General features: G+C 46.0%; 24 protein-coding genes, 1 other RNA gene and 1 pseudogene. 21 read left to right on the forward strand and 5 right to left on the reverse strand.

The window, feature by feature from the left end:
• The first annotated feature begins 29 nt into the window (after window positions 1–29).
• The 13 genes and pseudogenes from ffs (at window position 30) to INT76_RS07865 (ending at window position 9,693) form a co-directional block, all read left to right on the forward strand.
• Window positions 30–127, forward strand: an RNA gene (gene ffs / locus INT76_RS07805) — signal recognition particle sRNA small type.
• Between the two features lie 149 nt (window positions 128–276).
• Window positions 277–1,155, forward strand: coding sequence for a CPBP family intramembrane glutamic endopeptidase (locus tag INT76_RS07810; protein ID WP_212569895.1), 879 nt, complete (start codon window positions 277–279; stop codon window positions 1,153–1,155).
• 169 nt (window positions 1,156–1,324) lie between these two features.
• Window positions 1,325–1,720, forward strand: coding sequence for a DUF2147 domain-containing protein (locus INT76_RS07815; protein WP_212569896.1), 396 nt, complete (start codon window positions 1,325–1,327; stop codon window positions 1,718–1,720).
• A gap of 258 nt (window positions 1,721–1,978) precedes the next feature.
• Window positions 1,979–2,167, forward strand: a pseudogene (locus INT76_RS07820) (DUF6572 domain-containing protein); the annotation flags it as partial.
• Between the two features lie 69 nt (window positions 2,168–2,236).
• Window positions 2,237–2,779 (forward strand): hypothetical protein, encoded by a 543-nt coding sequence (locus INT76_RS07825; RefSeq protein ID WP_212569897.1) that lies wholly within the window; start codon window positions 2,237–2,239, stop codon window positions 2,777–2,779.
• Window positions 2,780–2,861: 82 nt separating this feature from the next.
• On the forward strand, window positions 2,862–4,211 hold the full coding sequence (locus tag INT76_RS07830; RefSeq protein ID WP_212569898.1) for a glucose-6-phosphate isomerase: 1,350 nt from the start codon (window positions 2,862–2,864) through the stop codon (window positions 4,209–4,211).
• A 64-nt stretch (window positions 4,212–4,275) separates the two neighbouring features.
• Window positions 4,276–5,016, forward strand: coding sequence for a metallophosphoesterase (locus INT76_RS07835; RefSeq protein WP_212569899.1), 741 nt, complete (start codon window positions 4,276–4,278; stop codon window positions 5,014–5,016).
• Between the two features lie 106 nt (window positions 5,017–5,122).
• A complete protein-coding gene (locus INT76_RS07840) occupies window positions 5,123–5,638 on the forward strand; it encodes a hypothetical protein (RefSeq protein ID WP_212569900.1) in 516 nt (171 codons plus the stop codon).
• A gap of 176 nt (window positions 5,639–5,814) precedes the next feature.
• Window positions 5,815–6,531, forward strand: a complete 717-nt coding sequence (locus INT76_RS07845) for a PASTA domain-containing protein (protein ID WP_212569901.1) — start codon at window positions 5,815–5,817, stop codon at window positions 6,529–6,531.
• A gap of 81 nt (window positions 6,532–6,612) precedes the next feature.
• A complete protein-coding gene (gene dapD / locus INT76_RS07850; protein ID WP_212569902.1) occupies window positions 6,613–7,311 on the forward strand; it encodes a 2,3,4,5-tetrahydropyridine-2,6-dicarboxylate N-acetyltransferase in 699 nt (232 codons plus the stop codon).
• An 11-nt stretch (window positions 7,312–7,322) separates the two neighbouring features.
• Window positions 7,323–8,450: an N-acetyldiaminopimelate deacetylase gene (locus INT76_RS07855; RefSeq protein WP_212569903.1), complete on the forward strand. Its 1,128-nt coding sequence runs from the start codon at window positions 7,323–7,325 to the stop codon at window positions 8,448–8,450.
• 36 nt (window positions 8,451–8,486) lie between these two features.
• Complete coding sequence (locus INT76_RS07860) at window positions 8,487–9,029, forward strand: 5-formyltetrahydrofolate cyclo-ligase (protein WP_212569904.1); 543 nt, start codon at window positions 8,487–8,489, stop codon at window positions 9,027–9,029.
• Window positions 9,010–9,693 carry a rhomboid family intramembrane serine protease gene (locus INT76_RS07865; RefSeq protein WP_212569905.1) on the forward strand — a complete coding sequence of 228 codons (684 nt, stop codon included), beginning with the start codon at window positions 9,010–9,012 and terminating at the stop codon, window positions 9,691–9,693. The genes INT76_RS07860 and INT76_RS07865 overlap by 20 nt, the downstream gene beginning before the upstream one ends.
• 48 nt (window positions 9,694–9,741) lie before the next feature.
• On the opposite strand, the gene galU is transcribed toward INT76_RS07865, so the two are convergent.
• Entirely contained in the window at window positions 9,742–10,638 is an 897-nt protein-coding gene (gene galU, locus INT76_RS07870) for a UTP--glucose-1-phosphate uridylyltransferase GalU (protein WP_212569906.1), read from the reverse strand.
• A gap of 23 nt (window positions 10,639–10,661) precedes the next feature.
• Complete coding sequence (locus INT76_RS07875) at window positions 10,662–11,678, reverse strand: NAD(P)H-dependent glycerol-3-phosphate dehydrogenase (RefSeq protein WP_212569907.1); 1,017 nt, start codon at window positions 11,676–11,678, stop codon at window positions 10,662–10,664.
• Window positions 11,679–11,841: 163 nt separating this feature from the next.
• Between INT76_RS07875 and INT76_RS07880 the strand changes: the two genes are divergently transcribed.
• Both INT76_RS07880 and INT76_RS07885 read left to right on the forward strand, forming a co-directional pair.
• The gene (locus tag INT76_RS07880; protein WP_212569908.1) at window positions 11,842–13,548 is read left to right on the forward strand and encodes an ABC transporter ATP-binding protein; all 1,707 of its coding nucleotides are present in this window, start codon (window positions 11,842–11,844) and stop codon (window positions 13,546–13,548) included.
• A gap of 1 nt (window position 13,549) precedes the next feature.
• On the forward strand, window positions 13,550–15,313 hold the full coding sequence (locus INT76_RS07885; protein WP_212569909.1) for an ABC transporter ATP-binding protein: 1,764 nt from the start codon (window positions 13,550–13,552) through the stop codon (window positions 15,311–15,313).
• Between the two features lie 88 nt (window positions 15,314–15,401).
• Here the strand turns inward: INT76_RS07885 and INT76_RS07890 are convergent, their stop codons facing one another.
• The 3 genes from INT76_RS07890 to INT76_RS07900 all read right to left on the reverse strand — a co-directional run bounded on the left by INT76_RS07890 (window position 15,402) and on the right by INT76_RS07900 (window position 18,130).
• A complete protein-coding gene (locus INT76_RS07890) occupies window positions 15,402–16,196 on the reverse strand; it encodes a formate/nitrite transporter family protein (protein WP_212569910.1) in 795 nt (264 codons plus the stop codon).
• Window positions 16,197–16,276: 80 nt separating this feature from the next.
• On the reverse strand, window positions 16,277–17,512 hold the full coding sequence (locus INT76_RS07895) for an NAD(P)H-dependent oxidoreductase (protein WP_212569911.1): 1,236 nt from the start codon (window positions 17,510–17,512) through the stop codon (window positions 16,277–16,279).
• A gap of 12 nt (window positions 17,513–17,524) precedes the next feature.
• A complete protein-coding gene (locus INT76_RS07900) occupies window positions 17,525–18,130 on the reverse strand; it encodes an NADPH-dependent FMN reductase (protein ID WP_212569912.1) in 606 nt (201 codons plus the stop codon).
• A 126-nt stretch (window positions 18,131–18,256) separates the two neighbouring features.
• Here INT76_RS07900 and INT76_RS07905 point away from each other — a divergent pair, with 126 nt between their 5' ends.
• From INT76_RS07905 to INT76_RS07930, 6 genes are all read left to right on the forward strand, one after another.
• The gene (locus INT76_RS07905; RefSeq protein ID WP_172057127.1) at window positions 18,257–18,616 is read left to right on the forward strand and encodes a YbaN family protein; all 360 of its coding nucleotides are present in this window, start codon (window positions 18,257–18,259) and stop codon (window positions 18,614–18,616) included.
• A gap of 570 nt (window positions 18,617–19,186) precedes the next feature.
• Window positions 19,187–20,032 (forward strand): helix-turn-helix domain-containing protein, encoded by an 846-nt coding sequence (locus tag INT76_RS07910; RefSeq protein ID WP_212569913.1) that lies wholly within the window; start codon window positions 19,187–19,189, stop codon window positions 20,030–20,032.
• A gap of 144 nt (window positions 20,033–20,176) precedes the next feature.
• Entirely contained in the window at window positions 20,177–20,620 is a 444-nt protein-coding gene (locus tag INT76_RS07915; protein WP_212569914.1) for a dUTP diphosphatase, read from the forward strand.
• Window positions 20,621–20,623: 3 nt separating this feature from the next.
• On the forward strand, window positions 20,624–21,157 hold the full coding sequence (locus tag INT76_RS07920; protein ID WP_212569915.1) for a histidine phosphatase family protein: 534 nt from the start codon (window positions 20,624–20,626) through the stop codon (window positions 21,155–21,157).
• Window positions 21,154–22,530, forward strand: a complete 1,377-nt coding sequence (gene radA, locus INT76_RS07925) for a DNA repair protein RadA (protein WP_212573049.1) — start codon at window positions 21,154–21,156, stop codon at window positions 22,528–22,530. Before INT76_RS07920 ends, radA begins: the two co-directional genes overlap by 4 nt.
• A gap of 159 nt (window positions 22,531–22,689) precedes the next feature.
• Window positions 22,690–23,190, forward strand: coding sequence for a beta-class carbonic anhydrase (locus INT76_RS07930; protein ID WP_212569916.1), 501 nt, complete (start codon window positions 22,690–22,692; stop codon window positions 23,188–23,190).
• Window positions 23,191–23,207: the final 17 nt, after the last annotated feature.

Here is a 23,207-nt window from a genome sequence, read left to right on the forward strand (position 1 = left end):
AGATTTGCCATATTTTGATTTTGTGGTATAATAATCCTTGGAGCAACATTCGTGCGTGAAGCGGGTCAGGGGAGGAATCCAGCAGCCCTAAGCGAAGTCGGGTGTGTGCTCTTTTTGCGTACAGTCTAAAAACCCTTTTGAAATCAAGCTTTCAGAGGGTTTTCTTTGTCTTATTTTTAGAAATGGTGGCAAAATAGGGGATTTGCCCAAAAGAATGTGACTTGCCACCCAAAATATGTTAAAATGAGGGTAATAACATGAGGAAAGGAGTCTTTTATGAAATCGATACTGGATTTGAATTCGACCATGAACACCGCCCGCACCGAAAGGGTCAGCTGGAAGTCGGTAGGCTTGACCTACCTGTTCTATCTGGTGCTGATGCTTCTAATGCAGTGGGGCTTGTCCCCTTTTGTTAAAAAGGGCAATCTTCTGGTTCTTCTGATGGTTTGTGCTGTGGTGGTTATTCTCCTGCTTCTTTTTGTCTTTTTCTATCTTAAACGAAGCCCTGCCTCTCTAGGGATGACAAAAAAGAAGCTGGCTCTCCGCTATGGCTCAGGCTGGCTCTTTTCACTCGGCTGCCTGCTGCTTGTTTTTTTGGTCAATCTTGTTGCGGGAGGGCTGGCAATCTCTATCAATCAGGATGTGAACCTGCTCCTACTTGGCCTAACCTTGGTTGGTTTTATTTTCCAAGGGTTTTTAGAAGAATTTCTCCTACGCTCCCTCCTGATGACCCAATTTGCCTTGAAACTAGGGGTAGTTCTCGCCATTATCCTAAACTCCGTCATCTTTGGTCTTGGACACATGACCAATGCAGGTGCTTCTGTCATCAGTGTCGTCAACACCATATTGATTGGCTTGGTTATGAGCATGATGTTCTATTACCATGACACCATTTGGTTTGTCAGCGGCTTCCATTCGGGTTGGAACTTTATTCTGGGGCCAATCTTGGGGATTCCTGTTTCAGGCTTTCAGCTTCCGACCAGCCTCTTTACCAGTAGGGTAAAGGAGAGCCACTCCTTTTTGACTGGCGGAAGTTACGGCTTTGAAGCTGGCTTTGTGGTAACAGTTCTGGCAATCGGCCTAATCGGCTTTTACCTCTACCTCCTTAAAAAGAATCGTGCTAGCTGGTTATCACTTCCAGCAAGAAGACAATGAAACTACTAGCGGAGGCAAGGAGAATAGGTTTTGTACGGGATTTATGGAAGAATGAGAAAGCTTCCGAATACAGTTGCAGCAAAATTCGGAGTACATGTAAATGGCCCCTATGGGGGGCAAAACATGGACGAACCAATGATACGTTATGGTACTTTATAAAGGAGAGATTATGAAAAAAGTGTTAACCATTCTTTCACTTTTGATAGGGCTTGTTAGCCTATCAGCTTGTAGTGGTTCGGATGAAATTATCGGAACTTGGAATGCTCAGGCTGCCGACGGTACAGAGCTTGTTATTGAAATTGATAAAAAGCAACTGACCGTGGACGGTGAAAAGCTAGATTACGTGCAAAATGGATTTGGTTTTGAGAATAGTTTGAGCTATTACACCATAGAAGTGGATGAACAAGAAACCTACACGATTATTTTCCCAGAAAAAGATAAGTCCTTGGCTCTCCTGATTCAGCCGACGGATTTGGAAGAACCATTGGCAGGAACCTTGGTTTTTGCACTGAATAAAAATGAAAAACCAAATTACTTGGAATACGGTAATAAATACTTGAAATAGATATATAAGCTATCTTGAACCGCATTTCTAGATAGCTTTTTTGGTATAATGGGAGAGTAAACTGATGAAAACCGACAGCTAGAACAGGCTTGGTCTAAAGCTGGTCAAGGGGAGTCTATCAAGGAGATTCTGAGTGAATATCACGCGATTCACAGACAAAACGAAATGGGTGAGATGGACAAATCGCAGAAGGAAAATTTGTTGCTATTCGAGTGCTGATTTTGACGATTGCAAATCCCCCACCTAGACTTTTTCTGGCTGAACAACTACATCCACTTTATCGAAAGCAAGCAGTATGTGGACAGCTATGGCGATAACTTTGATAAGAAGATCATCAATATCACCTTCCAATACTCCCCGTCAGACAATGGCTTGGCTTTTCTGGCCCAGGTTCAAAAAATCCTGCAGCCGACAGATATAAGCCTGAAAACTGTCTTGCCGGAATAGTTTGTCAATCAACTTTTAGGATTTCTTAGGGTTTGTATGGTATGCTAGGAGCATTAAAGGAGTGATTGTATGTTTGTATTTGCTTTTCCAGGTATGGGAAAAACCACTCTGGCTCAACGCTATCGGCATGTGGTTGACTTAGAACTCTCTGACATCAAGTATGACAATACCAGCGTCAGCCATTTGACCAAAGAAGAGCGGAAGTCAACCAAGAGGCCCATCAAAGACAAGAAGTATAGAAAAACCTATGTGGATAAGGCTTTTGCCCTGCACGATGAGGGGAAGACCGTGCTAGTTGCCCTCAATTTTTTCCTGCGAATCTTTTTTAGAATGTTGCTGCGCCGTCAGCTGGCCTTTCATATTTTTATTCCACACCCGTCGCTCAAAGAGGAGTACCGGCAGCGCTATCTCCTGCGAGGCAACAATGCGCGTTTCATCTTTGAAGTACTGGCCATCTGGTACCCGACCACCCTCTTTCTCTGGCTTTTTTCCAAGATTTTTCCGCGCTTCATTACGGTGACCAAGACAGGGGAAACCCTAGAAGACCACTACCAACAAGCGCGTCGGCCCATCTTTGCAACGATTAAAAGAAAACAAGCAACTGTTTTATGAAAATATATGAAAACGAAGATAATTCTTGAAAAAAAAACAATAAAGCGTTATCATAAATATGGTACATAAAGGGAGGAAAAAGATGACACATATTACATTTGATTATTCAAAAGTATTGGGCCAATTCGTTGCGCCTCATGAAGTAGATTATATGCAAACACAAGTAACCGCTGCAGACGAACTTTTGCGCAAGGGAACAGGCGCAGGCAGCGATTTCTTGGGATGGTTTGATCTGCCAGAAAACTATGACAAGGAAGAGTTTGCCCGCATCAAAGAAGCGGCTGCAACCATTCAAAAAGAAAGTGACGTTTTGGTCGTTATCGGTATTGGTGGTTCTTACCTTGGCGCTAAAGCTGCTATTGATTTCTTGAACCATTCATTTGTCAACTTGCTTTCAAAAGAAGAACGCAAGGCACCGCAAATTCTCTATGCAGGGAACTCCATTTCGTCTAGCTACTTGGCTGATTTGGTTGACTACGTTGCGGATAAGGATTTCTCTGTCAACGTGATTTCAAAATCTGGTACAACCACAGAGCCTGCCATCGCGTTTCGTGTCTTCAAGGAACTGCTTGTGAAGAAATACGGTCAAGAAGAAGCCAACAAGCGCATTTATGCAACAACAGATAAGGCGCGTGGTGCTGTTAAAGTAGAAGCAGATGCCAATGGCTGGGAAACCTTCGTTGTGCCAGATGATGTTGGTGGCCGCTTCTCCGTTCTGACTGCAGTAGGTTTGTTGCCAATTGCAGCAGCAGGTGCAGACATTGACGCCCTTATGGAAGGTGCAAACGCAGCGCGTAAGGCTTATGCTTCTGATAAACTTGCAGAAAACCAAGCCTACCAGTATGCAGCTATCCGTAATATCCTTTACAGAAAAGGCTATGTAACAGAAATTTTGGCTAACTACGAGCCATCTCTTCAATACTTTAGTGAGTGGTGGAAACAGTTGGCTGGTGAGTCAGAAGGAAAAGACCAAAAAGGCATTTACCCAACTTCTGCCAACTTCTCAACTGACTTGCACTCACTTGGCCAATTCATTCAAGAAGGAAACCGCAACCTCTTTGAAACAGTTGTCCGTGTAGATAAACCAAGAAAAAATGTCCTGATTCCAGAAATGGCTGAAGACCTTGACGGCCTCGGCTACTTGGAAGGCAAGGATGTTGATTTCGTTAATAAAAAAGCAACTGACGGTGTGCTTCTTGCCCACACAGATGGCGGCGTGCCAAACATGTACTTGACACTTCCACAACAAGACGAGTATACCTTGGGCTACACCATCTACTTCTTCGAGCTTGCCATCGGCCTATCTGGCTACCTCAACGGGGTTAACCCATTTGACCAGCCAGGTGTAGAAGCCTACAAGAAAAATATGTTTGCCCTTCTTGGCAAACCAGGCTTTGAAGAATTGGGCGCTGAACTCAACGCTCGCCTATAACATGCAGACTGACCGGAAACGGTCAGTTTTTGGTACGAGAAGGGGGAGAGAAAAGAAAATGGGGATGAAGAAGGAATTTTTTGTTGTCGGAGATGTCCATGGCAAGTATGAGCTGCTGACAGATTTGTTGAAAAAATGGAATCCAGACCGCCAACAGTTGATTTTCATAGGAGATTTGATTGACCGTGGGGAAAATTCTAAGGCCTGCTTGGAGTTGGTCAAGGAGTTGGTACAGAAAAAAGGAGCCATCTGTTTGACAGGAAACCACGAGCGGATGTTTTTAGCCTGGTTGAACGACCCGCTAGATCGCTATGACCATTACCGGCGAAATGGCGGAGATACTACTATTAACTCCCTTTTGGGGCGCCCCTTAGATGCTCCGGTGGATGGCATGGTGGATGCAAATCGGGTAGCAGAAAACTATCGCGAACTCATCCATTTTGTTAAGGACTGTCCCTACTATCTGGAAACAGATCACTATATTTTTGTTCATGCAGGAGTCGATTTGACCTTGCTAGATTGGCGAGATACCAGCGACCATGATAAGGTCTGGTTGCGGGGGAAATTCCACGAAGCCTACAACAATACGGGCAAGTGGATTGTTTTTGGGCACACTCCGGTCTTTAGTCTTTACCAGACCAATCTGCGTATCAGCCAGATTTGGACTAGTCAGGATGGAAAACTTGGCATTGACGGCGGGGCTGTTTATGGCGGCGTACTGCACGGAGTTGTATTGGATCATACAGGTGTTGTACGAGATTACACCGTTGGCTGTGTTGAGCCCCATCGGGTGGTAGAGGATTAGCATCTTGTTTTTCACAAATGCAATCTTGCTGAACAAGTACATAATCAGTTGACATCTATGCAAATTTGTATTAGTATAGTGGTATCAATAAAAAAGGAGAAATTTGATGAAAAAGAAATTAGTTCTTTCCCTTGTTGCCCTTCTCGCTGTCGGTGGTTTGACAGCGTGCTCCAGTAAGACGGATGACACTTCTGCGTCTTCTTCTTCAACCGTGAAAGAAACGACCACAGAGGCTTCTTCCTCCTCTTCAAGCTCAAGTAGTGCTGCAGAATCTACGGTTACTTACCTGACAGATGAAGAGATTGATAAAGTGCAGACATTTGGAGATTTCAAAGAAGCATTCAAATCTCTCATTGATTCTTATGTGGCAGACTTCGATGCCCTCATTGCAGATGCACCAGATGCCGCTAAGACAACCCTTCAACCTTTCCGTGACAAAGTGGTTCAAACCATGGATGAGCAGCAACAAATCCTCGCTTCTCAATTCGCGGCTCTGGGAGATGATAATACAGTTATCCCAGACTCAGCTCGTGATACCGTTATAACTAGTCTGAAAACTGCGCGTGACCAGTTGAAATCGGCTATGGAAACAGCCCGTCAACAAATGGAGTCAGCTGAATAATAAAGCAGGAAATTCCAGCTCAGCTGGAATTTTTTTGCCCTCGGAGAGCTTAAAAAAGGATCTTATCAACAAAGCATGGGCTTGAAATATCAGGAAGAAATGTTTGCGATTCTACTTGACAAATCATATATATATATATATATATAATAGGTGTTAGAAAGCTTCAGGAGGATGCTATGGCGAAGAAAGCAAAAGGGGGAAACAATCCCTTGAAAAGTTTTGATAAGTGGGCAAATACTGTACCAGATACTGCCAAAATTATTGGTGATGCTGTTCAGGCAGCTGCCCCGATTCTTGATAAAGCCTTGGATCGAAATTATGAAAAGGAAAAAAATAGGATTTCGATACCCAATGTCCTAGATTTGGATTTATTGGAAGGAAAAGAACTGCTAGAAAAACTTGGCTTCCTTGTTACAGTAACGCTTGTTAAGCCAGATAAAAAATATAGTACGGCTCGTGACAATGAGATTGTAGATATGATTCCAAAATCAGGTCGGGTAGACAAGGGGAGCGTCATCAAACTCTATTATGTCACTCAAGAAATCATTGACTCTAGCAACCTAGATGTCCCGATTCCCAATCTCCTTGGTCTATCTATTACAGAAGCCAGAGAACACCTTAAAGATCTAGGCTTAAAACCAGCCTATGAACTACTGAAAGCAGAAGCGCGCTGGGCCAATCAGCAAGTAAACACCGTCCTAGATATGGAGCCTAAAGTAAGTCTGTTTAGTAGCACCGTTGTCAAGGGAAGTATCCTGAAACTAAAGTATATAGACGAGGCAACCCTTGAAGAGAGCCGAAAACTGGCTCAGGCTGCTGCTAAGAAGCAGTTAGATTTAGGGCAGTTGGTGGGCCGGATCCCCAATTTCCTACCCCAAAACAAGCAAGAGTAATCGCTCTTGTTTTCTTTTTCTATAAAAAATCAGAAAATTTTGATATAATGGGGAAATACATAAGGGAAATGGAGAACCACTATGACTGCACAAAAAATGACTGCACAAGAAATTATTGCTTTTATCGGTAATACTGTGAAAAAAACCAATGTTAAGGTCACTTTTGAAGGAGAATTGGCAGGAGCTGTGCCAGCTGAGGTGACAAAACTTGGCAATGTCCTTTTCGGTGACTGGAAGGATGTCGAGCCACTTTTGGCAAACTTGACCGAGAATGTGGACTATGTGGTCGAGCAAGATGGCCGCAACTCAGCTGTACCATTGCTGGACAAACGCACCATCAATGCCCGTATCGAGCCAGGTGCTATTATTCGTGATCAAGTAACCATTGGCGATAATGCCGTTATCATGATGGGAGCTGTCATCAACATCGGTGCTGAGATTGGGGCTGGAACCATGATCGACATGGGGGCTATCCTTGGCGGTCGTGCGACCGTTGGTAAAAACAGCCACATCGGTGCGGGAGCTGTCCTTGCAGGTGTGATTGAGCCAGCTTCTGCTGAGCCAGTTCGTGTCGGTGACAATGTTCTGGTCGGGGCTAACGCTGTGGTCATCGAGGGCGTGCAAATCGGCAACGGTTCGGTTGTGGCGGCTGGTGCCATTGTTACCCAAGATGTTCCTGAAAATGTGGTGGTTGCAGGGGTTCCAGCCCGCATCATCAAGGAAATCGACGAAAAAACCCAGCAAAAAACAGCCTTGGAAGATGCCCTCCGTACCCTCTAAGAGGAGAAAATATGCTTGATTTAATCGCAACACGCCGTGCCCTCCATCAGATTCCTGAGGTGGGCATGGAGGAATTTAAAACCCACGCCTTTCTGATGGAGGCTATTTCGGGCCTGCTCCAAGATTGCTCTTTTTCCCAGGTTCGTACTTGGAAGACGGGGATCCTTGTTTATCTGACAGGTTCTGCGCCTGAAAAAACCATCGGCTGGCGAGCGGATATTGACGGTCTGCCTATTGTGGAGGAAACAGTCCTGGACTTCAAATCTCTCCATCCAGATCGGATGCATGCCTGTGGCCATGATTTTCACATGACCATTGCTCTGGGGCTTTTGGAGAAAATGGCAGAGCAGCAACCGAGAAACAATCTTCTCTTCCTCTTTCAGCCTGCGGAGGAAAATCTCGCAGGGGGCATGCTCATGTATGAAGCGGGAGCCTTTGGTGATTGGCTGCCAGATGAATTTTATGGCCTCCACATCCGACCTGACCTCAAAGTCGGTCAATTGGCCACCAACCGTGCGACCCTCTTTGCTGGCACCTGTGAGGTCAGGATACGGTTTATAGGAAAAGGTGGTCACGCAGCTTTTCCCCATACCGCCAATGACGCCTTAGTCGCTGCCAGTTACTTTGTGACGCAGGTTCAGTCGGTGGTCAGCCGCAATGTGGATCCGATTGAAGGTGCGGTTGTGACCTTTGGTCATATGCAGGCTGGTACAACCAACAATGTCATTGCGGAAACCGCCTTTCTTCATGGAACTATTCGAGCCTTGACCCAAAGCATGAACCTCTTGGTGCAAAAGCGGGTGCGGGAAGTGGCGGAAGGGATTGCCCTGTCCTTTGGTGTGGACTTGGAAATCGAGCTCAATCCTAGTGGTTATCTGCCTGTGGAAAACCATCCTCAGCTAGCCGATGAATTGATGGCGTATTTTGACGGTGTAGATGGTGTGGAGGTGATTGACTGTCCGCCTGCCATGACGGGAGAAGACTTTGGCTACCTGTTAAGCAAGGTGCCGGGCGTCATGTTTTGGCTGGGTGTGGACACGCCTTATCCCCTGCACAATCCCCGTCTTAATCCTAAAGAGGAAGTTCTCCCCTTTGCTGTGGATAAGTTGAGCGATTTTTTGAAAGTGAAAGTAAAGTAGGCTGGATTTCCAGCCTTTTTCAGAAAGTGAGGAAGGATGTCTAAGAAGGAACTTCGAAAGCTCATGCTGACAAAATTGAAGGCTATGTCTTGTACAGATAGACAGGCTTGGAGTGTATGGGGAAGCCAGCAGCTGTTTCAGACGGCCTATTATCAGCAGGCAAAGACAGTGGCGACCTTTCTATCTCTTCCACATGAGTTTGATACCCAAATGCTGATTGATCAGGCTCAGAAAGATGGGAAGCGCCTTTTGGTTCCTAAGACGGATGGCAAGAGGGATATGATTTTTGTAGAATATGACCCTGAACAGCTTGTGCAATCAACCTTTGGCATTTGGGAGCCCATCTCGTCTGAGGCGGTTCCTGCTTCTGAGATAGATCTTATCCAAGTACCGGGGTTGGTCTGGAATCCGGCTCGCTATCGTATCGGCTATGGTGGTGGCTACTATGATCGTTACTTGAAGACCTATCAGGGTAAGACAGTCAGTATCCTATGCAGCTGGCAAGAAGCTGACTTTCAGGAGGAGGCTTTTGATTGTGCGGTAGAGGAGGTAATTATTTATGAGGACTTGGATGGATAAACGCTATCCGGTAACCAATGGACTGTTGCTGTTGACGACGGTGGTCTTTTTACTGATGCAGGTGTTGCGGTTTGGACAGGCGACATCAGCTGGAACGATTTATGAGTTTGGTGGGCTCTATGGTGACGTTCTCAAAGTGGACATTAGTCAGTTTTGGCGTTTGCTGTCGCCCATCTTTGTACATATTGGCTGGCAGCATTTTTTCTTTAATAGCATCACCCTGTATAGTTTAGGTTACCAACTGGAGCCTCTCTTTGGCTCTAAACGATTTTTCTTGCTCTATCTTTTGTCTGGGCTTATGGGGAATGTCTTTGTCCTCTTTTTCACTCCCAATGTGATCGTGGCAGGAGCCTCCACCTCCCTTTTTGGTTTATTTGGGGCCATGGCCCTGCTTCGTTACGGAAGTCGGACTCCCTATCTCAGAGTTTTGGGTCAGCGGTACACAGCCTTGCTTGTGCTCAATCTGATGTTGGGATTTTTCAACCCCGCAGTCAGTATGGCCGGTCATCTTGGTGGGGCTGTTGGAGGCTGTTTGACAGTCATTTTCTTACCACCTTTACTAGAATCTAGGCTTTTTAGCCGACAGCAAAAGTTCTTGGCCCTATTAGGCTATCTTGTATTATTAGTGGGCATGATTGCTCTGTCGCTTTTTTATCTTCTGTAACAAAAACAAGCCATCCGAGGGGGGAGGCTTGTTCGTTGTTTTAGAGTCTTATTCTGTTTCAGCTAGTTGTTTGCTAATATCGAGAATGTATTGTTTGAGGTCGTCTTTCACCTGAGGATGTTGCAAGGCGTAGTCGATGGATGTCTTCATGAATCCAAACTTATCTCCTACATCGTACCGTTTGCCCTTAAACTCACGCGCAAATACGCGCTGTGTTTTGTTGAGGGTATCAATAGCATCCGTCAGCTGGACTTCATTGCCTGCACCGGGTTCTTGGTTTTCCAGAATATTGAAAATCTCTGGCGTCAAGAGGTAGCGACCGATAATGGCGAGGTCAGATGGCGCTTCTTCTGGTTTTGGTTTTTCCACAAAGGTGTCAACGCTGTAAAGACCATTGATGCCTTCTCCCTGAGGGGCGATAACGCCATAAGAGGAAACTTCTTCGTGAGGAACAGGCATGACAGCGATGGTTGAGGCATGAGTTTGCTCATAGTCATCAATCAGCTGCTTGGTCAAAGGAGTGGCTGTGGGGTCTGTGATGTCCATCAAATCATCTCCGAGCATGACAACAAAGGGCTCGTTTCCGACGAAGGCCTTGGCCTGAAGAACAGCATCTCCCAAACCTTTTGGATAGCTTTGGCGGATGAAGTGGAGGCGGATAGCGGTTGCTTCATCAACCAATTTCAGGAGGTCGTCCTTGCCTTTTTCTTTAAGGTTGTACTCCAATTCAAAGTTGGAATCAAAGTGGTCCTCAATGGAGCGCTTGGCCTTGTTGGTCACCACCAAAATATCCTCAATACCCGATTTGAGCGCTTCTTCAAAGATAAATTGCAGGGTTGGTTTGTCAACGATAGGCAACATCTCTTTTGCCAGTGCCTTTGTAGCTGGTAAAAAGCGGGTGCCGAGGCCTGCTGCTGGAATAACAGCTTTTCTTACTTTTTTCATCGTATTCTCCTATTATCAAAAGCTTAGTGCCATTCGTTTTCGTGACGGAATTCGCCAGACATGATGCCCTTGATGGCTTCATCGATGCTGGCACCTTGATAGATGACGCTATAAATAGCCTGAGTAATGGGCATGTAGACGCCCAGTTCTTGCGCTAGCTCGTAGGCGGCTTTGGTAGTAGAAAGCCCTTCGATAACCATGCCCATGTTGCGCTCAACGTCTTCTAGCTTTTCACCGCGGCCAAGCTGGTCGCCTGCTCTCCAGTTACGGGAGTGAACAGAGGTACCTGTTACAATCAAATCTCCCACACCTGATAGACCGCTGTAAGTCAAGGGATTGGCGCCCATGGCAACCCCCAAGCGTGTGATTTCTGTTAAACCGCGCGCGATGATGGCTGCCTTGGCATTGTCGCCGTAGCCAAGGCCATGGAGGGCACCAGCTCCGACAGCAATGATATTTTTGAGGGCACCGGCAGTTTCTACACCGATAACATCATTGTTGGTGTATAGACGGAAGTATCGGTTACTAAAGAGATTTTGTACATAGCTGGCTGCATCTAGATCTTTAGAAGCGGCAGAAATCAGGGTGATGTCGCGAACGATGGTTTCTTCTGCATGGCTCGGGCCAGATACTACGACAATTTCGGAGCGGAGTTCCGCTGGGATTTCTTCTTCCAACACTTGGGAAAGGCGTTTGTGGCTGTCTGGTTCTAAGCCTTTTGAAGCGTGCATGATCACGACCTTGTGCTTGAGAACTTCGGCTACTTGTTTGGCTACTAGACGGGTTACCTTGGTTGGAACGACAAACAAGATGGCATCTACTCCCTCAAGGGCTTCAGTCAAATCCTTGTAGGCTTTGATTTTTTCATCTAAAACGATGTCCTTGAAATAGCGGGTGTTTGTATGATGTTCATTGATTTCATCAATTTGTTCTGGGATATTTCCCCAGATGCGCACCTGATGGCCGTTGTCATTAAGAACCTGAGAAAGAGCGGTTCCCCAAGAACCAGGTCCTAGGACAGCGATGGTTTGTTGCTTCATAGCGGTCATTCTCCTAAGATTGTAATTATCTTCATTCTACCATATTTGTGAATATTTTGCATAGAAATGAAGAAAATAATAAAGTAGGAAGAAAAGAGGGGTAAGCGTTTGAAAGTCAAGGCTGAATGTGTTACTATATAGTGTAATTTGAAAAGGAGTTTTTATGGTAATTAAAGCAGTATTAAAATACAAGTGGCAGGCTCTGGGATCCGTTTTCCTCATCCTCCTCTATGTGACAGCCAGCCTCTTGCAGCCTCGTTTCTTACAGAGTGTTTTGGCTGCTGTGGCAGAAAATAACCAGCCTGCCATCTTGCAGATGGGCGGCTGGCTTTTGGGTGTGGCTATGTTGGGTCTGTTGGCAGGAGCTTGCAATACCGTTCTTGCTGCCTATATTGCTCAGTCTGTATCTGCGGACTTGCGCGAGCAACTGTTTCGGAAGATACAGTCTTTTTCGTATGCGAATATTGAAGAATTTAACGCGGGCAATCTGGTCGTTCGAATGACCAACGATGTTTCTCAGGTGCAAAACTTGCTCATGATGACCTTTCAGGTCTTGCTGCGGATGCCCTTGCTGTTTATTGGAGGAATTGTTTTTGCAGTGACAACCTTGCCCCAACTGTGGTGGATTGTCCTTTTGATGATTATTCTCATCAGTCTTGCGATGATGACGATTATGGGGATTATGATGCCTCGTTTTGGTCGATTTCAAAAATTGGTGGATCGTATCAATGCGATTGCCAAGGAAAATCTGCGTGGAGTACGGGTTGTTAAATCCTTTGTCCAAGAAAAAAATCAGGCAGATAAATTTGAAGAAGTTTCTGACGATTTGCTTCATCTGAACCTCTTTATTGGACGTGGCTTTTCCATCTTGGAGCCGACCTTTATCCTAGTTTCTTATCTGTCTATCTATGCTGCTTATATGGCTGTTTACAACATGATTGGCAGCAATCCAGAAGCGGTCAGCAAGCTGGCTTCCTTTGGTACTTACTTGATGCAAATCATGTTCTCGATTATCATGGTTGGCTTTATGGGCAGCAATGCCAGCAGGGCTATGGTATCTATCCAGCGGATGAACGAGGTGCTGACAACAGAGCCGGCTATGACTTTTGAAGAAAAGCCAGATCAAGAGCTAAGTCCAACGATTCGCTTTAATCACGTGACCTTTACCTATCCTAAAGATGACAAACCGACTCTCAAGGACATTAGTTTTGAGATTGCGGCCGGTCAAATGGTGGGGGTTGTCGGGGCGACAGGAGCTGGTAAGTCCACCTTGGCCCAGCTGATTCCTCGTTTGTTTGACCCACAGGAAGGAAGCATCGAAATCGGCGGAGTGGATATTAAAACGGTTAGTCGTGGCACCCTGCGCCAAACCGTATCGATTGTGTTGCAGAAGGCCATTCTTTTCACAGGAACCATTGCTTCCAATATCCGTCAGGGCAAGCATGATGCCGAGGAGAGAGAGATTGAACGAGCGGCAGGCATCGCCCAAGCCATGGAATTTATCCATCGGATGCCGGACAAGTACCAGAGTAGTGTAGAGGAGCGAGGCAACAACTTCTCAGGAGGTCAGAAGCAGCGGATGTCCATCGCTCGTGGCCTAGTATCCAATCCTAAGATTTTGATTTTGGATGACTCAACCTCAGCTCTGGATGCCAAGTCTGAAAAGCTAGTTCAAGAGGCTCTCAATAAGGAGCTAAAAGAAACGACAACCATTATCATCGCTCAAAAAATTTCTTCGGTGGTCAAGGCTGATACCATCCTTGTGTTGGATGAGGGGCGCTTGATTGGTCAAGGAACTCATAAGGAACTGGTAGCTACCAATCCTGTTTACCGTGAAATCTTTGAAACCCAAAAAGGAAAGGAGGATTAAGATGAAAACAGCACGCTTTTTTTGGACCTATTTCAAGCAATTTAAGCTGTCCTTTGTAATTATCTTTGTTACGATTCTTCTTTCCACCCTCATGCAGGTCTTCACCCCTGTTCTAATGGGGCGAGCAGTTGCTCAGCTGACTCAGCTAGTTCAAGCCGCGGCCGATGGGCAGACAGGTGATTCCAGTCAGTTTTTTGCAACAGCGATGACGGTTTTACTGGTAGTAGTTCTCCTGACTCTTTCCACTGTGACCTACTCGCTCTTGTTTAATCGCATTATTTCACGGTCGACCAACCAGATGCGTAAGGGTTTGTTTGGGAAGTTGGGAAGATTGACCGTCAGCTTCTTTGACCGCCATCAGGACGGTGAGATTCTTTCTCGCTTTACTTCTGATTTGGATAACATCCAAAATGCCTTCAATATGTCCTTGATTACGGTTGTGACCCAGACAGTTCTCTATGTAGGCATTGTAGTCATGATGTTTGTCCAACACGCCAAGTTGGCGTTAGTAGTGCTTGCTACCAGTCCGATTGCCTTTGTCTTTCTCTTTTTCATTATCCGTCTGTCGCGGAAATATTCCGATTTGCAACAAAAAGAGGTCGGCAAGCTCAATGCCTATATGGATGAGAATATTTCTGGGCAAAAGGCCATCATTGTCCAAGGCTTGCAGGATCAAGTGGTAGAAGGCTTTTTAGAGCAAAATGCCAAGGTCAGAAAGGCTACCTTTAAGGGACGAATCTTCTCAGGAATGCTCTTTCCGGTTATGAATGGTCTTAGCCTGGTCAATACAGCTATTGTTATCTTTGCCGGCTCAACGATTGCTCTTGCAGATGAACAGTTGACAACAGCAGCAGCTCTCGGCTTGGTTGTTACCTTTGTTCAATACTCGCAGCAGTACTATCAACCTCTCATGCAGGTTGCCTCTAGCTGGGCCGAAATGCAGCTGGCTTTCACTGGCGCCCACCGTATCCAAGAGATGTTTGATGAACCTGAGGAAGTGCGTCCACAACAGGCTCCTGCCTTTACAGAGTTGCGGGAACAGGTGGAGATTGACAGGGTTTGCTTTAGCTACGAAGCAGACAAGCCCATCCTCAAGGATGTGACCATCACAGCTCCAAAGGGGCAGATGACAGCCGTAGTTGGACCGACAGGATCTGGCAAAACCACCATCATGAACCTTATCAACCGTTTTTACGATGTAGACAGTGGCTCTATTCGATTTGACGGTACAGACATTCGTGAATTTGATCTGGATAGCCTCCGTCAAAACGTCGGCATCGTCTTGCAAGAATCTGTTCTTTTTTCAGGCAGCATCCGGGATAATATCGCCTTTGGTGCAGGAGATGTACCGCAAGAATTAGCGGAGACTGCGGCCAAGGCTACCCATATTCATGAATTTATCATGAGTCTGCCAGAAGGCTACGATACCTATGTAGACGATGAGAATAATGTTTTCTCCACAGGGCAGAAACAGTTGATTTCTATCGCCCGCACCCTCTTGACAGACCCACAGGTTCTCATCTTAGATGAAGCGACCTCAAACGTCGATACAGTGACCGAAAGCAAAATCCAGTCAGCCATGGAAGCCATCGTTGCAGGCCGGACCAGCTTTGTCATTGCCCATCGCCTCAAGACCATCCTCAACGCTGACCAGATTATCGTTCTCAAGGATGGTGAGGTTATCGAGCGCGGCAACCACCGAGAGCTATTAAAACTCAACGGTTTCTATGCCGAACTCTACCATAACCAGTTTGTGTTTGAATAATATATAGAAAAATAAACAGCCAAGATAAGCAGACCACAATCCTTAAACGTTTAGGACGTGGTTTATCTTGGCTGTTTTTGTGGTCGGCTTACTGCTCAATATGGTTGGTTTTGGTTTGATTGAGCCAAGCGTAGGCGATACCGATAAAGAGCCCCCCACCCAGCCAGTTGGCAAAGAAAACCACCGTCCACTGGCGCAAGATATTCATGAGCGTAAAGGTTTCAACATTTTCCTTGGCATGATTAAAGGCCAGGAGCATAAAGGCAGCAAAGTTGGCCACCAAGTGTTCGTTAATCAGGAAGACAAACATAAAGATGGCAGAAATAGCGACGAAAATCTTGGCAGATTCCTCCTTGAGCAGCATGTAGCCCATGATTGCCATATTCACAAACATATTGGCCGTAATGCCTTCGATAAAGTTGCCCCAATCAGACTTGCCCAGCTTGATGGTCGCTGCTGTCACCACAAAACTATCCTCCTTGAGATTGAGGAAAGAGAAGGATTGATTGAAGAGGTAGGCCAAAATAACCGCCCCAACCAGGTTAAAGAAGGTACAATAAACCAGGATCTTGGTGGCCTTTGCCCAAGACATCTTCTTATAGTAGGCCCCAGTTGTCAGATAGAGCATATTGGAGGTCGCCAGCTCCCCATTAAAGACAAGAACATAGATTAGGCCGATGGCAAAGATAATGGTGAAGGTAAAGCGGGCTAGGGCAGGAAACTGACCTGCGATGACATCCGCACCGATAATCCCCACTGCTGTGGACATGGTCAAATAGGCTCCTGCAAACATGGAGCGCAGGGCATAGCGGCTGAGACTCTCATCAAAGAGGGCTTCTTTTTTTGAAACTGCAGCTGAAATTTTTTCTTGAAATGGTGACATAGGAACTCCTTGTGAAATCAATATCAATGTTTTGTTTGAAAAATATAGTGGGAAGAGTTCTTCCCACTATATGTGAACGATTAGTGAGCGGATGCACCAGAATTTGCATCTGTCGGTGTGGAAGTAGCAGGGGCACTACCAGCATCTGATGCACCAGAGGTTGCGTCAACATGTGCAGGAGCTGCGGCAGTTCCCGAACCACCAACCAAGCGTTGACCAGTAGCTTCAAGATACCAATCTAGCCATGGTTTGAAATTAAAGATAATTTCATTGATACCAGCGTAGGATCCGTCAGGATAGTACATAGCTTGGTAGTTGTGGGTGTTGATAATTTCAGCAGGGGTACCGGGTACAATGGTACGAACATATTCCTGGTTACCATTACGCAAGGTACCGACAACCCATTCAACATTCTTCATGCGGGCAGGAGGTAGCGTACCGTGGACAGTTGACAGGCGATTTCCTACTTGAGCAAGTACCCGTTTACCCAACATGGTATCAGGTTCTTGGTGACTATTGTTGTAGTAGAGGAACTGGTTATTATCATCTGCATAGGTCAATTCAAATGGCATCGCATTGAGGAACATATTGAGTTGGTTAACGGTCAACAGACCATTGTCCAGTTTAACATAGGTGTCTCCCTCAACTGCGTTAACCAATTTAGAAGCCTTTTCTAGCCAATCTGGATCATCGGGATCCACACCAGTGATGGTCGTTGCAATCGGCTTCCCACAGTCCAAATCTTCTGGTTCAATCGGTTTTGGTTTGCGCAATTTAGATACCACCTCCACATATTTGATAAAGTTATTTAGGCAGCTTTCCAGGAATTTGACGGTGCCTTCATTGCTGATGTTGCCATTCACATCAAAGGCTTCCTTGGCCTTGCCGAGCAGAAACTCATTGCCTGGCAGCGTATAGGCATTGACACCTGGTGCTTCCAAAATTTTGCGCAAATGAACTTGGGCTCTTGATGTCCCCTGGTCATAGTAAGAAGCACCCACAATCATAACAGGCTTGTTTTCCAGTGGATGGAGCTTGAAGGACAACCATTCTAGAGTGCTTTTGAGGGCTGGAGTGATGGTGTGGTTGTGCTCAGGAGTCGCGATAATGACCCCATCTGCACGGGTAATCTTGTTGTTGAGGTAGCGGATAGCAAAGCAGTCCGACTGGTCCTCGTCCTGGTTAAACATGGGAACATCCTTGATTTCAAGAAGTTCAATTTCACATTTGATTTTAAAATGGCGCTGCATAAATTGCAGAAGCATGCGGTTATAGGATTGGTCCGCATTAGAGCCAACGATTGCAACAAATTTCATAGCATTTCCTCCCTAGTCTAGGTTTTCCCAGTCAAAATTCTCAGCTTCTTTTTTCAAGAGAGCCTTGGCATTGGACAATTTCTCCGTCATCTTGACAAAGAGGCGGAAATCATCAAAGATGGCATCCAGTTTTTGACTAGTTTCTAAATCAATGAGCTCCCCATTGGCATCAAAGGCTTGCAAGGAATGTGACAATAAAAATTCATCTGGCAAGACAGTGGCCTTGAGTTCAGGAGCGTTGAGAATTTGACGTAGCTGTAGTTGGGCACGAGAGGAACCAAGTGTTCCATAAGAAGCACCAGTAATCATAACTGGTTTGTTTAATAGTGGATAGACACCGTATGATACCCAAGCAAGGGCATTCATAAGGACAGCTGGAATAGAGTGGTCATATTCGGGAGTTCCGATGATGACTCCGTCAGCAGCCTCAATTTTTGCGACCAATTCTTTAACAGTTTCTGGTAATTCTCGATTGGCTGGTTTATTGAAGATTGGGAGTTCCTTGATTTCAACCAGTTCGATATCTGCCTTATCAGCGAAGTGCTGTTCAATGTACTGCAAGAGTTTGCGGTTGGTTGAGCGAGCGGAGTTTGTTCCGACCAGTCCTAGAAGTTTCATAGCGTCTTCTCTCTTTCCTAAATTTGGTACCTTTATCATACCCGTTTATCCAATAAAATGCAAGCGTTTTCTGAAAATGTGATAAAATTGTTCAAAAATTCACGAGTTTTTTGGTATAATATTAGTATGCAGAGAATATTCTATCTAGTATTTGGTTTTGTTAGTTTGATGGTTGGTGTCATTGGGATTGTTTTGCCGATAGTTCCGACAACCCCTTTTTTACTTTTAGCTGGTTTTTGCTTTGCGAGAAGTTCAAAAAGGTTTGAAAAATGGCTACGCAATACAAAAATGTATCAATTTTACGTAGCTGATTACGTTGAGACCAAATCCATTTCCCGCAAACGAAAAAAGCAAATCATCTGGCAAATTTACTTACTCATGGCAATTTCTATCTGGCTGGCTCCTATTTTATTGGTCAAAATGGGACTGGGACTATTAACAATCTTCATCACTTACTATTTGTTTTGGGTCATACCGGAGAAATAAAGTCAGATTTGAGGGTTGACATCGTCCTCAAAGACGGAAGGGTGATCGAGCAAGGCAACCACCGAGAGCTATTAAAACTCAACGGTTTCTATGCCGAACTCTACCATAACCAGTTTGTGTTTGAATAAGTAAAAACGGCTTAAAACTACCATTCTTAGGAATAGGGTTTTAAGCCGTTTGCTTTTCTCCTAGCCATAAAAATACCCCTGCGAAGGAGGAGCCTGCAGGGTAAATGGGGGGGTAAAAACTAGGAGAAGGGTTAATCCATTGCAAGATGACCTGTTGTCTCATCGAGCTTGCCGACAAGGCTGCTCAACTGCTTTGGACTACCCCGTTATATGAAGAACATAAGGAAAGGGGTGCTTACATCCACCAGATTAACCAGCCACCTGCTAGAACGACAGGAGCGAAAAACAGTGAAGTAAGTACAAGTTGTTGGATCATAGCTGTTTTTTGTTTCATCGTAAACTCCTTTGGCAATAGATTTGTCACCACCCTTATGATACAATAGAAAAAAAGAATTTTCAAAAAATGTAAACTTTAGTTACATTTTTTTGAGGAGAGTGGTGTATGCGGTATGATTTTGGCCGAGTATTGCGAGATATTCGGAAATCCAAAGGGCTGACCCAAGCTCAGGTTTGCGGTGATTTTATTTCCAGAGTTACTCTGTCAAAAATTGAAAACAACAAGGAGCTGCCGAATATCTGGACGATGGAACAAATTCTGCGCCAATTGGACATGACCTTTGCAGAGTTTGATTATATCTGCCACGATTTTTCGCCATCCAGAAGGTCGGAAATAATCAAGCGCTTTGAGAACAACATCTCCATTGTGCGCAAGGAGGAGATGCAGCAACTGATTGCGGACGGAGAGGCCTACCTGAAACTCTATCAGGATATTCGGATTGAAACCATCGTCAAGATTGCTAGGCTGAATCTGATGATTCGGCAACATGGAGATAGTGATCCATCGCAGGCCTTGGCTCAGCAGATCTGGCAGGAGCTAGAAAAGTGCGATACCTGGTATCTAGCAGATTTGCGGAAACTCAGTGCGGTTCTGATTCTCTTTTCGCCGGATCGCTTGTTGGGAATTGTCGATAAAATTTTAGATTCCTTAGCCAAGTATAGGGATTTCAAAGACATTCGTTCCAGTCAATTTTCCCTATTAGCTAATGTTAGCAGTATCTTTTTCCATAGTGGCCATCAGGAGGAGTGCCTTCGGGTAACTCAGGTTGTTTACGATATTGCTCAAGAAAGCCTGAGGATTGACCATCTGGGCTTCGCTAATGTTCGGATGGGAATTCTCAGACAGGACAAGAAGCTAATTGATAAGGGGTTGGCCATGTTGAGGGTCGCAGAATTGCACCAACTAGCCGATAACTTAGAGCAGGAAGCAGGGGAGTACAGGAACGGCTAGTCTTTTGAGAACATAAGAGTATCAGCCACTATGAATTTCCTGTATAATAGAGCTATGGCAAGTGAAATGTTTCAAATTTTTTATATTTGGAACCATTATTGCGAACTAGTGTATAATAGAACAAGAATAATGAAAGGAATGTGTATGAAAATCCGTGGATTTGAACTGGTCAGCCAGTTTACAGATAAAAACTTATTGCCAAAACGGGAAACGGCCCATGCGGCAGGCTATGATTTGAAGGTGGCGGTGGAAACCACCATCGCACCGGGCGAGATTAAGTTGGTGCCGACAGGCGTCAAGGCCTACATGCAGGCAGGGGAGGTCCTCTACCTCTTTGACCGCTCTTCCAACCCTCGCAAGAAGGGATTGGTCCTCATCAACTCGGTCGGGGTCATCGACGGGGATTATTATGGCAATCCAGCCAACGAAGGGCATATCTTTGCCCAGATGAAAAACATCACAGATGAGCCAGTCGTCCTAGAGGTCGGTGAGCGCATTGTCCAAGGTGTCTTTATGCCCTTCTTAGTTGTCGATGGCGATGAGGCGGACGGAGTGAGAACTGGCGGGTTTGGCTCAACAGGAGCTTAGGACATGAAAGTCATCTTTGTTCGCCATAGCGAGCCGGATTATAGCATGTTGGACCAGTGTGAAGCACCGTGGGAATACCGAGGTTTTGGCCGTGATTTGGCTCCCTTGACAAAACATGGACGCTATCTGGCCCAAGAAGCCGCGAAAAATCCACTATTTGCTCAAGCCCAAGTGCTGGTTTCTTCAAGTGTGACAAGGGCCTTGGAAACAGCGACCTACATCGCCTGTCATCACAACCTCCCCCTCTTGGTAGAGCCCTTTTTTCATGAATGGCGACCAGATTTGGACGGGATGAATGATAGCGCAGAGGAGGCCAACAAGGCCTATCGACTCTTTTGGGAAAATAAGGGAGAGCTAGCGGTCGACTCGCCCATGCGCTATGAAACCGCCGAGCAAGTGCGGATTCGTTTTCTCAAAGCCTTGGAAAACTACCGCCAATACGATACCGTCGTCATCGTCTGCCACGGCATGCTCATCCGCCAGTTTGTCTATAAAGAAACCATTGCTTACTGTGAACTGTTTGAAGTGGAATTATAAGGAGAACCATCATCGCTAAGAAAAAAACAACCTTTGTCTGCCAAAATTGTGAATACCATTCGCCCAAGTATCTGGGCCGCTGTCCCAATTGTGGAGCTTGGTCTTCTTTTGTGGAGGAAATCGAGGTAGCCGAAGTCAAGAACGAGCGGGTCAGCCTGACTGGTGAGAAGACCCGACCCATGAAACTTAATGAAGTGACCTCTATCCAAGTGGCCAGAACCAAGACCAACATGGAAGAGTTTAACCGCGTCCTGGGTGGCGGTGTGGTGCCGGGCAGCCTAGTCCTGATTGGGGGAGACCCAGGGATTGGTAAGTCCACCCTGCTCTTACAGGTTTCCACCCAACTCTCCACCATCGGCACCGTTCTCTACGTATCAGGAGAAGAGTCTGCCCAGCAGATTAAGCTACGGGCCGAGCGCTTGGGCGACATCGACAGCGAGTTTTATCTCTATGCCGAGACCAATATGCAGGCCATTCGGACCGAAATCGAGAAAATCAAGCCTGACTTTCTCATCATCGACTCCATCCAGACTATTATGAGCCCCGATATTTCCAGTGTGCAAGGCTCTGTCAGCCAGGTCCGCGAAGTCACCCACGAGCTCATGCAGCTGGCCAAGACCAACAATATCGCCACGTTCATCGTGGGGCACATGACTAAGGAGGGCACCCTGGCAGGACCGCGGACCCTGGAGCACATGGTGGATACCGTGCTCTATTTTGAGGGGGAGCGCCAGCACACCTTCCGCATCCTGCGGGCCGTCAAAAACCGCTTTGGCTCCACCAATGAAATCGGTATTTTTGAGATGCAGTCCCAAGGCTTGGTCGAAGTCCTCAACCCTAGCCAGGTCTTTCTGGAAGAGCAGCTGGACGGGGCGACAGGCTCTGCTATTGTCGTGACCATGGAGGGCACCAGGCCTATCTTGGCAGAGGTCCAGGCCTTGGTTACCCCAACCATGTTTGGCAATGCCAAGCGGACGACGACGGGCTTGGATTTTAACCGTGCCAGCCTCATTATGGCCGTTTTGGAAAAACGAGCTGGCTTGCTCCTCCAAAATCAGGATGCCTACCTCAAGTCAGCAGGCGGTGTCCGTCTGGATGAACCCGCCATTGATTTGGCCGTGGCCGTGGCCATTGCCTCCAGCTACAAGGACAAGCCAACCAATGCCCAAGATTGCTTCGTCGGCGAAATCGGTCTGACTGGCGAAATTCGTAGGGTCAACCGCATCGAGCAGCGGATAAAAGAAGCTGCTAAACTAGGCTTCACCAAGATCTACGCACCTAAAAATTCCTTGACGGATATTGACTTGCCGAAAGAAATTGAGGTTATCGGCGTCACTACCATCGGTGAAGTGCTGCAAAAAGTATTTAAATAGAATGGGTGTGGGAATTTTAATGGTCAAGCGGACAACTTGAAACAACATTAGAAAGAGCGCGTTCGTATCAGTCGAACGCCTTTTTCTGTATTTTTGTAGGGCTTTATAGTAAGCTAGAACCACTCTATTTTCTGAAAATCTATCAGACAAGGAGGTCTTATGTCTTATTTTCAAAATTTTATGAAGGCCAACAAGGCCTATGTTGACTTGCATGGTACCTATCATTTACCGCTTAAACCCAAGACCAAGGTGGCGATTGTAACCTGTATGGACTCGCGGCTTCATGTGGCGCAGGCCTTGGGGCTGGCTCTGGGGGATGCCCACATTTTGCGCAATGCCGGCGGTCGGGTAACGGAGGATATGATTCGCTCCTTGGTTATCTCCCAGCAACAATTGGGAACGCGGGAAATTGTGGTTCTCCACCATACGGACTGTGGGGCTCAGACCTTCACCAACGAGGGTTTTGTCCAACAGCTCAAACAGAATTTGCAGGTGGATGTAGCAGGTCAGGATTTTCTGCCCTTTACAGATGTTGAAGAAAGTGTCAGAGAAGACATTGCTCTCCTGAAGGCTTGCCCGTTAATCCCGGAGGATGTTGAAATTTTTGGAGCGGTCTATGATGTAGATACAGGCCGCATGATGGAGGTTACAGCTAAATAAGATGGAGCCAGTAAGGC

The sequence above is a fragment of the Streptococcus oriscaviae genome (assembly GCF_018137985.1).
Lineage (GTDB): Bacteria > Bacillota > Bacilli > Lactobacillales > Streptococcaceae > Streptococcus > Streptococcus oriscaviae.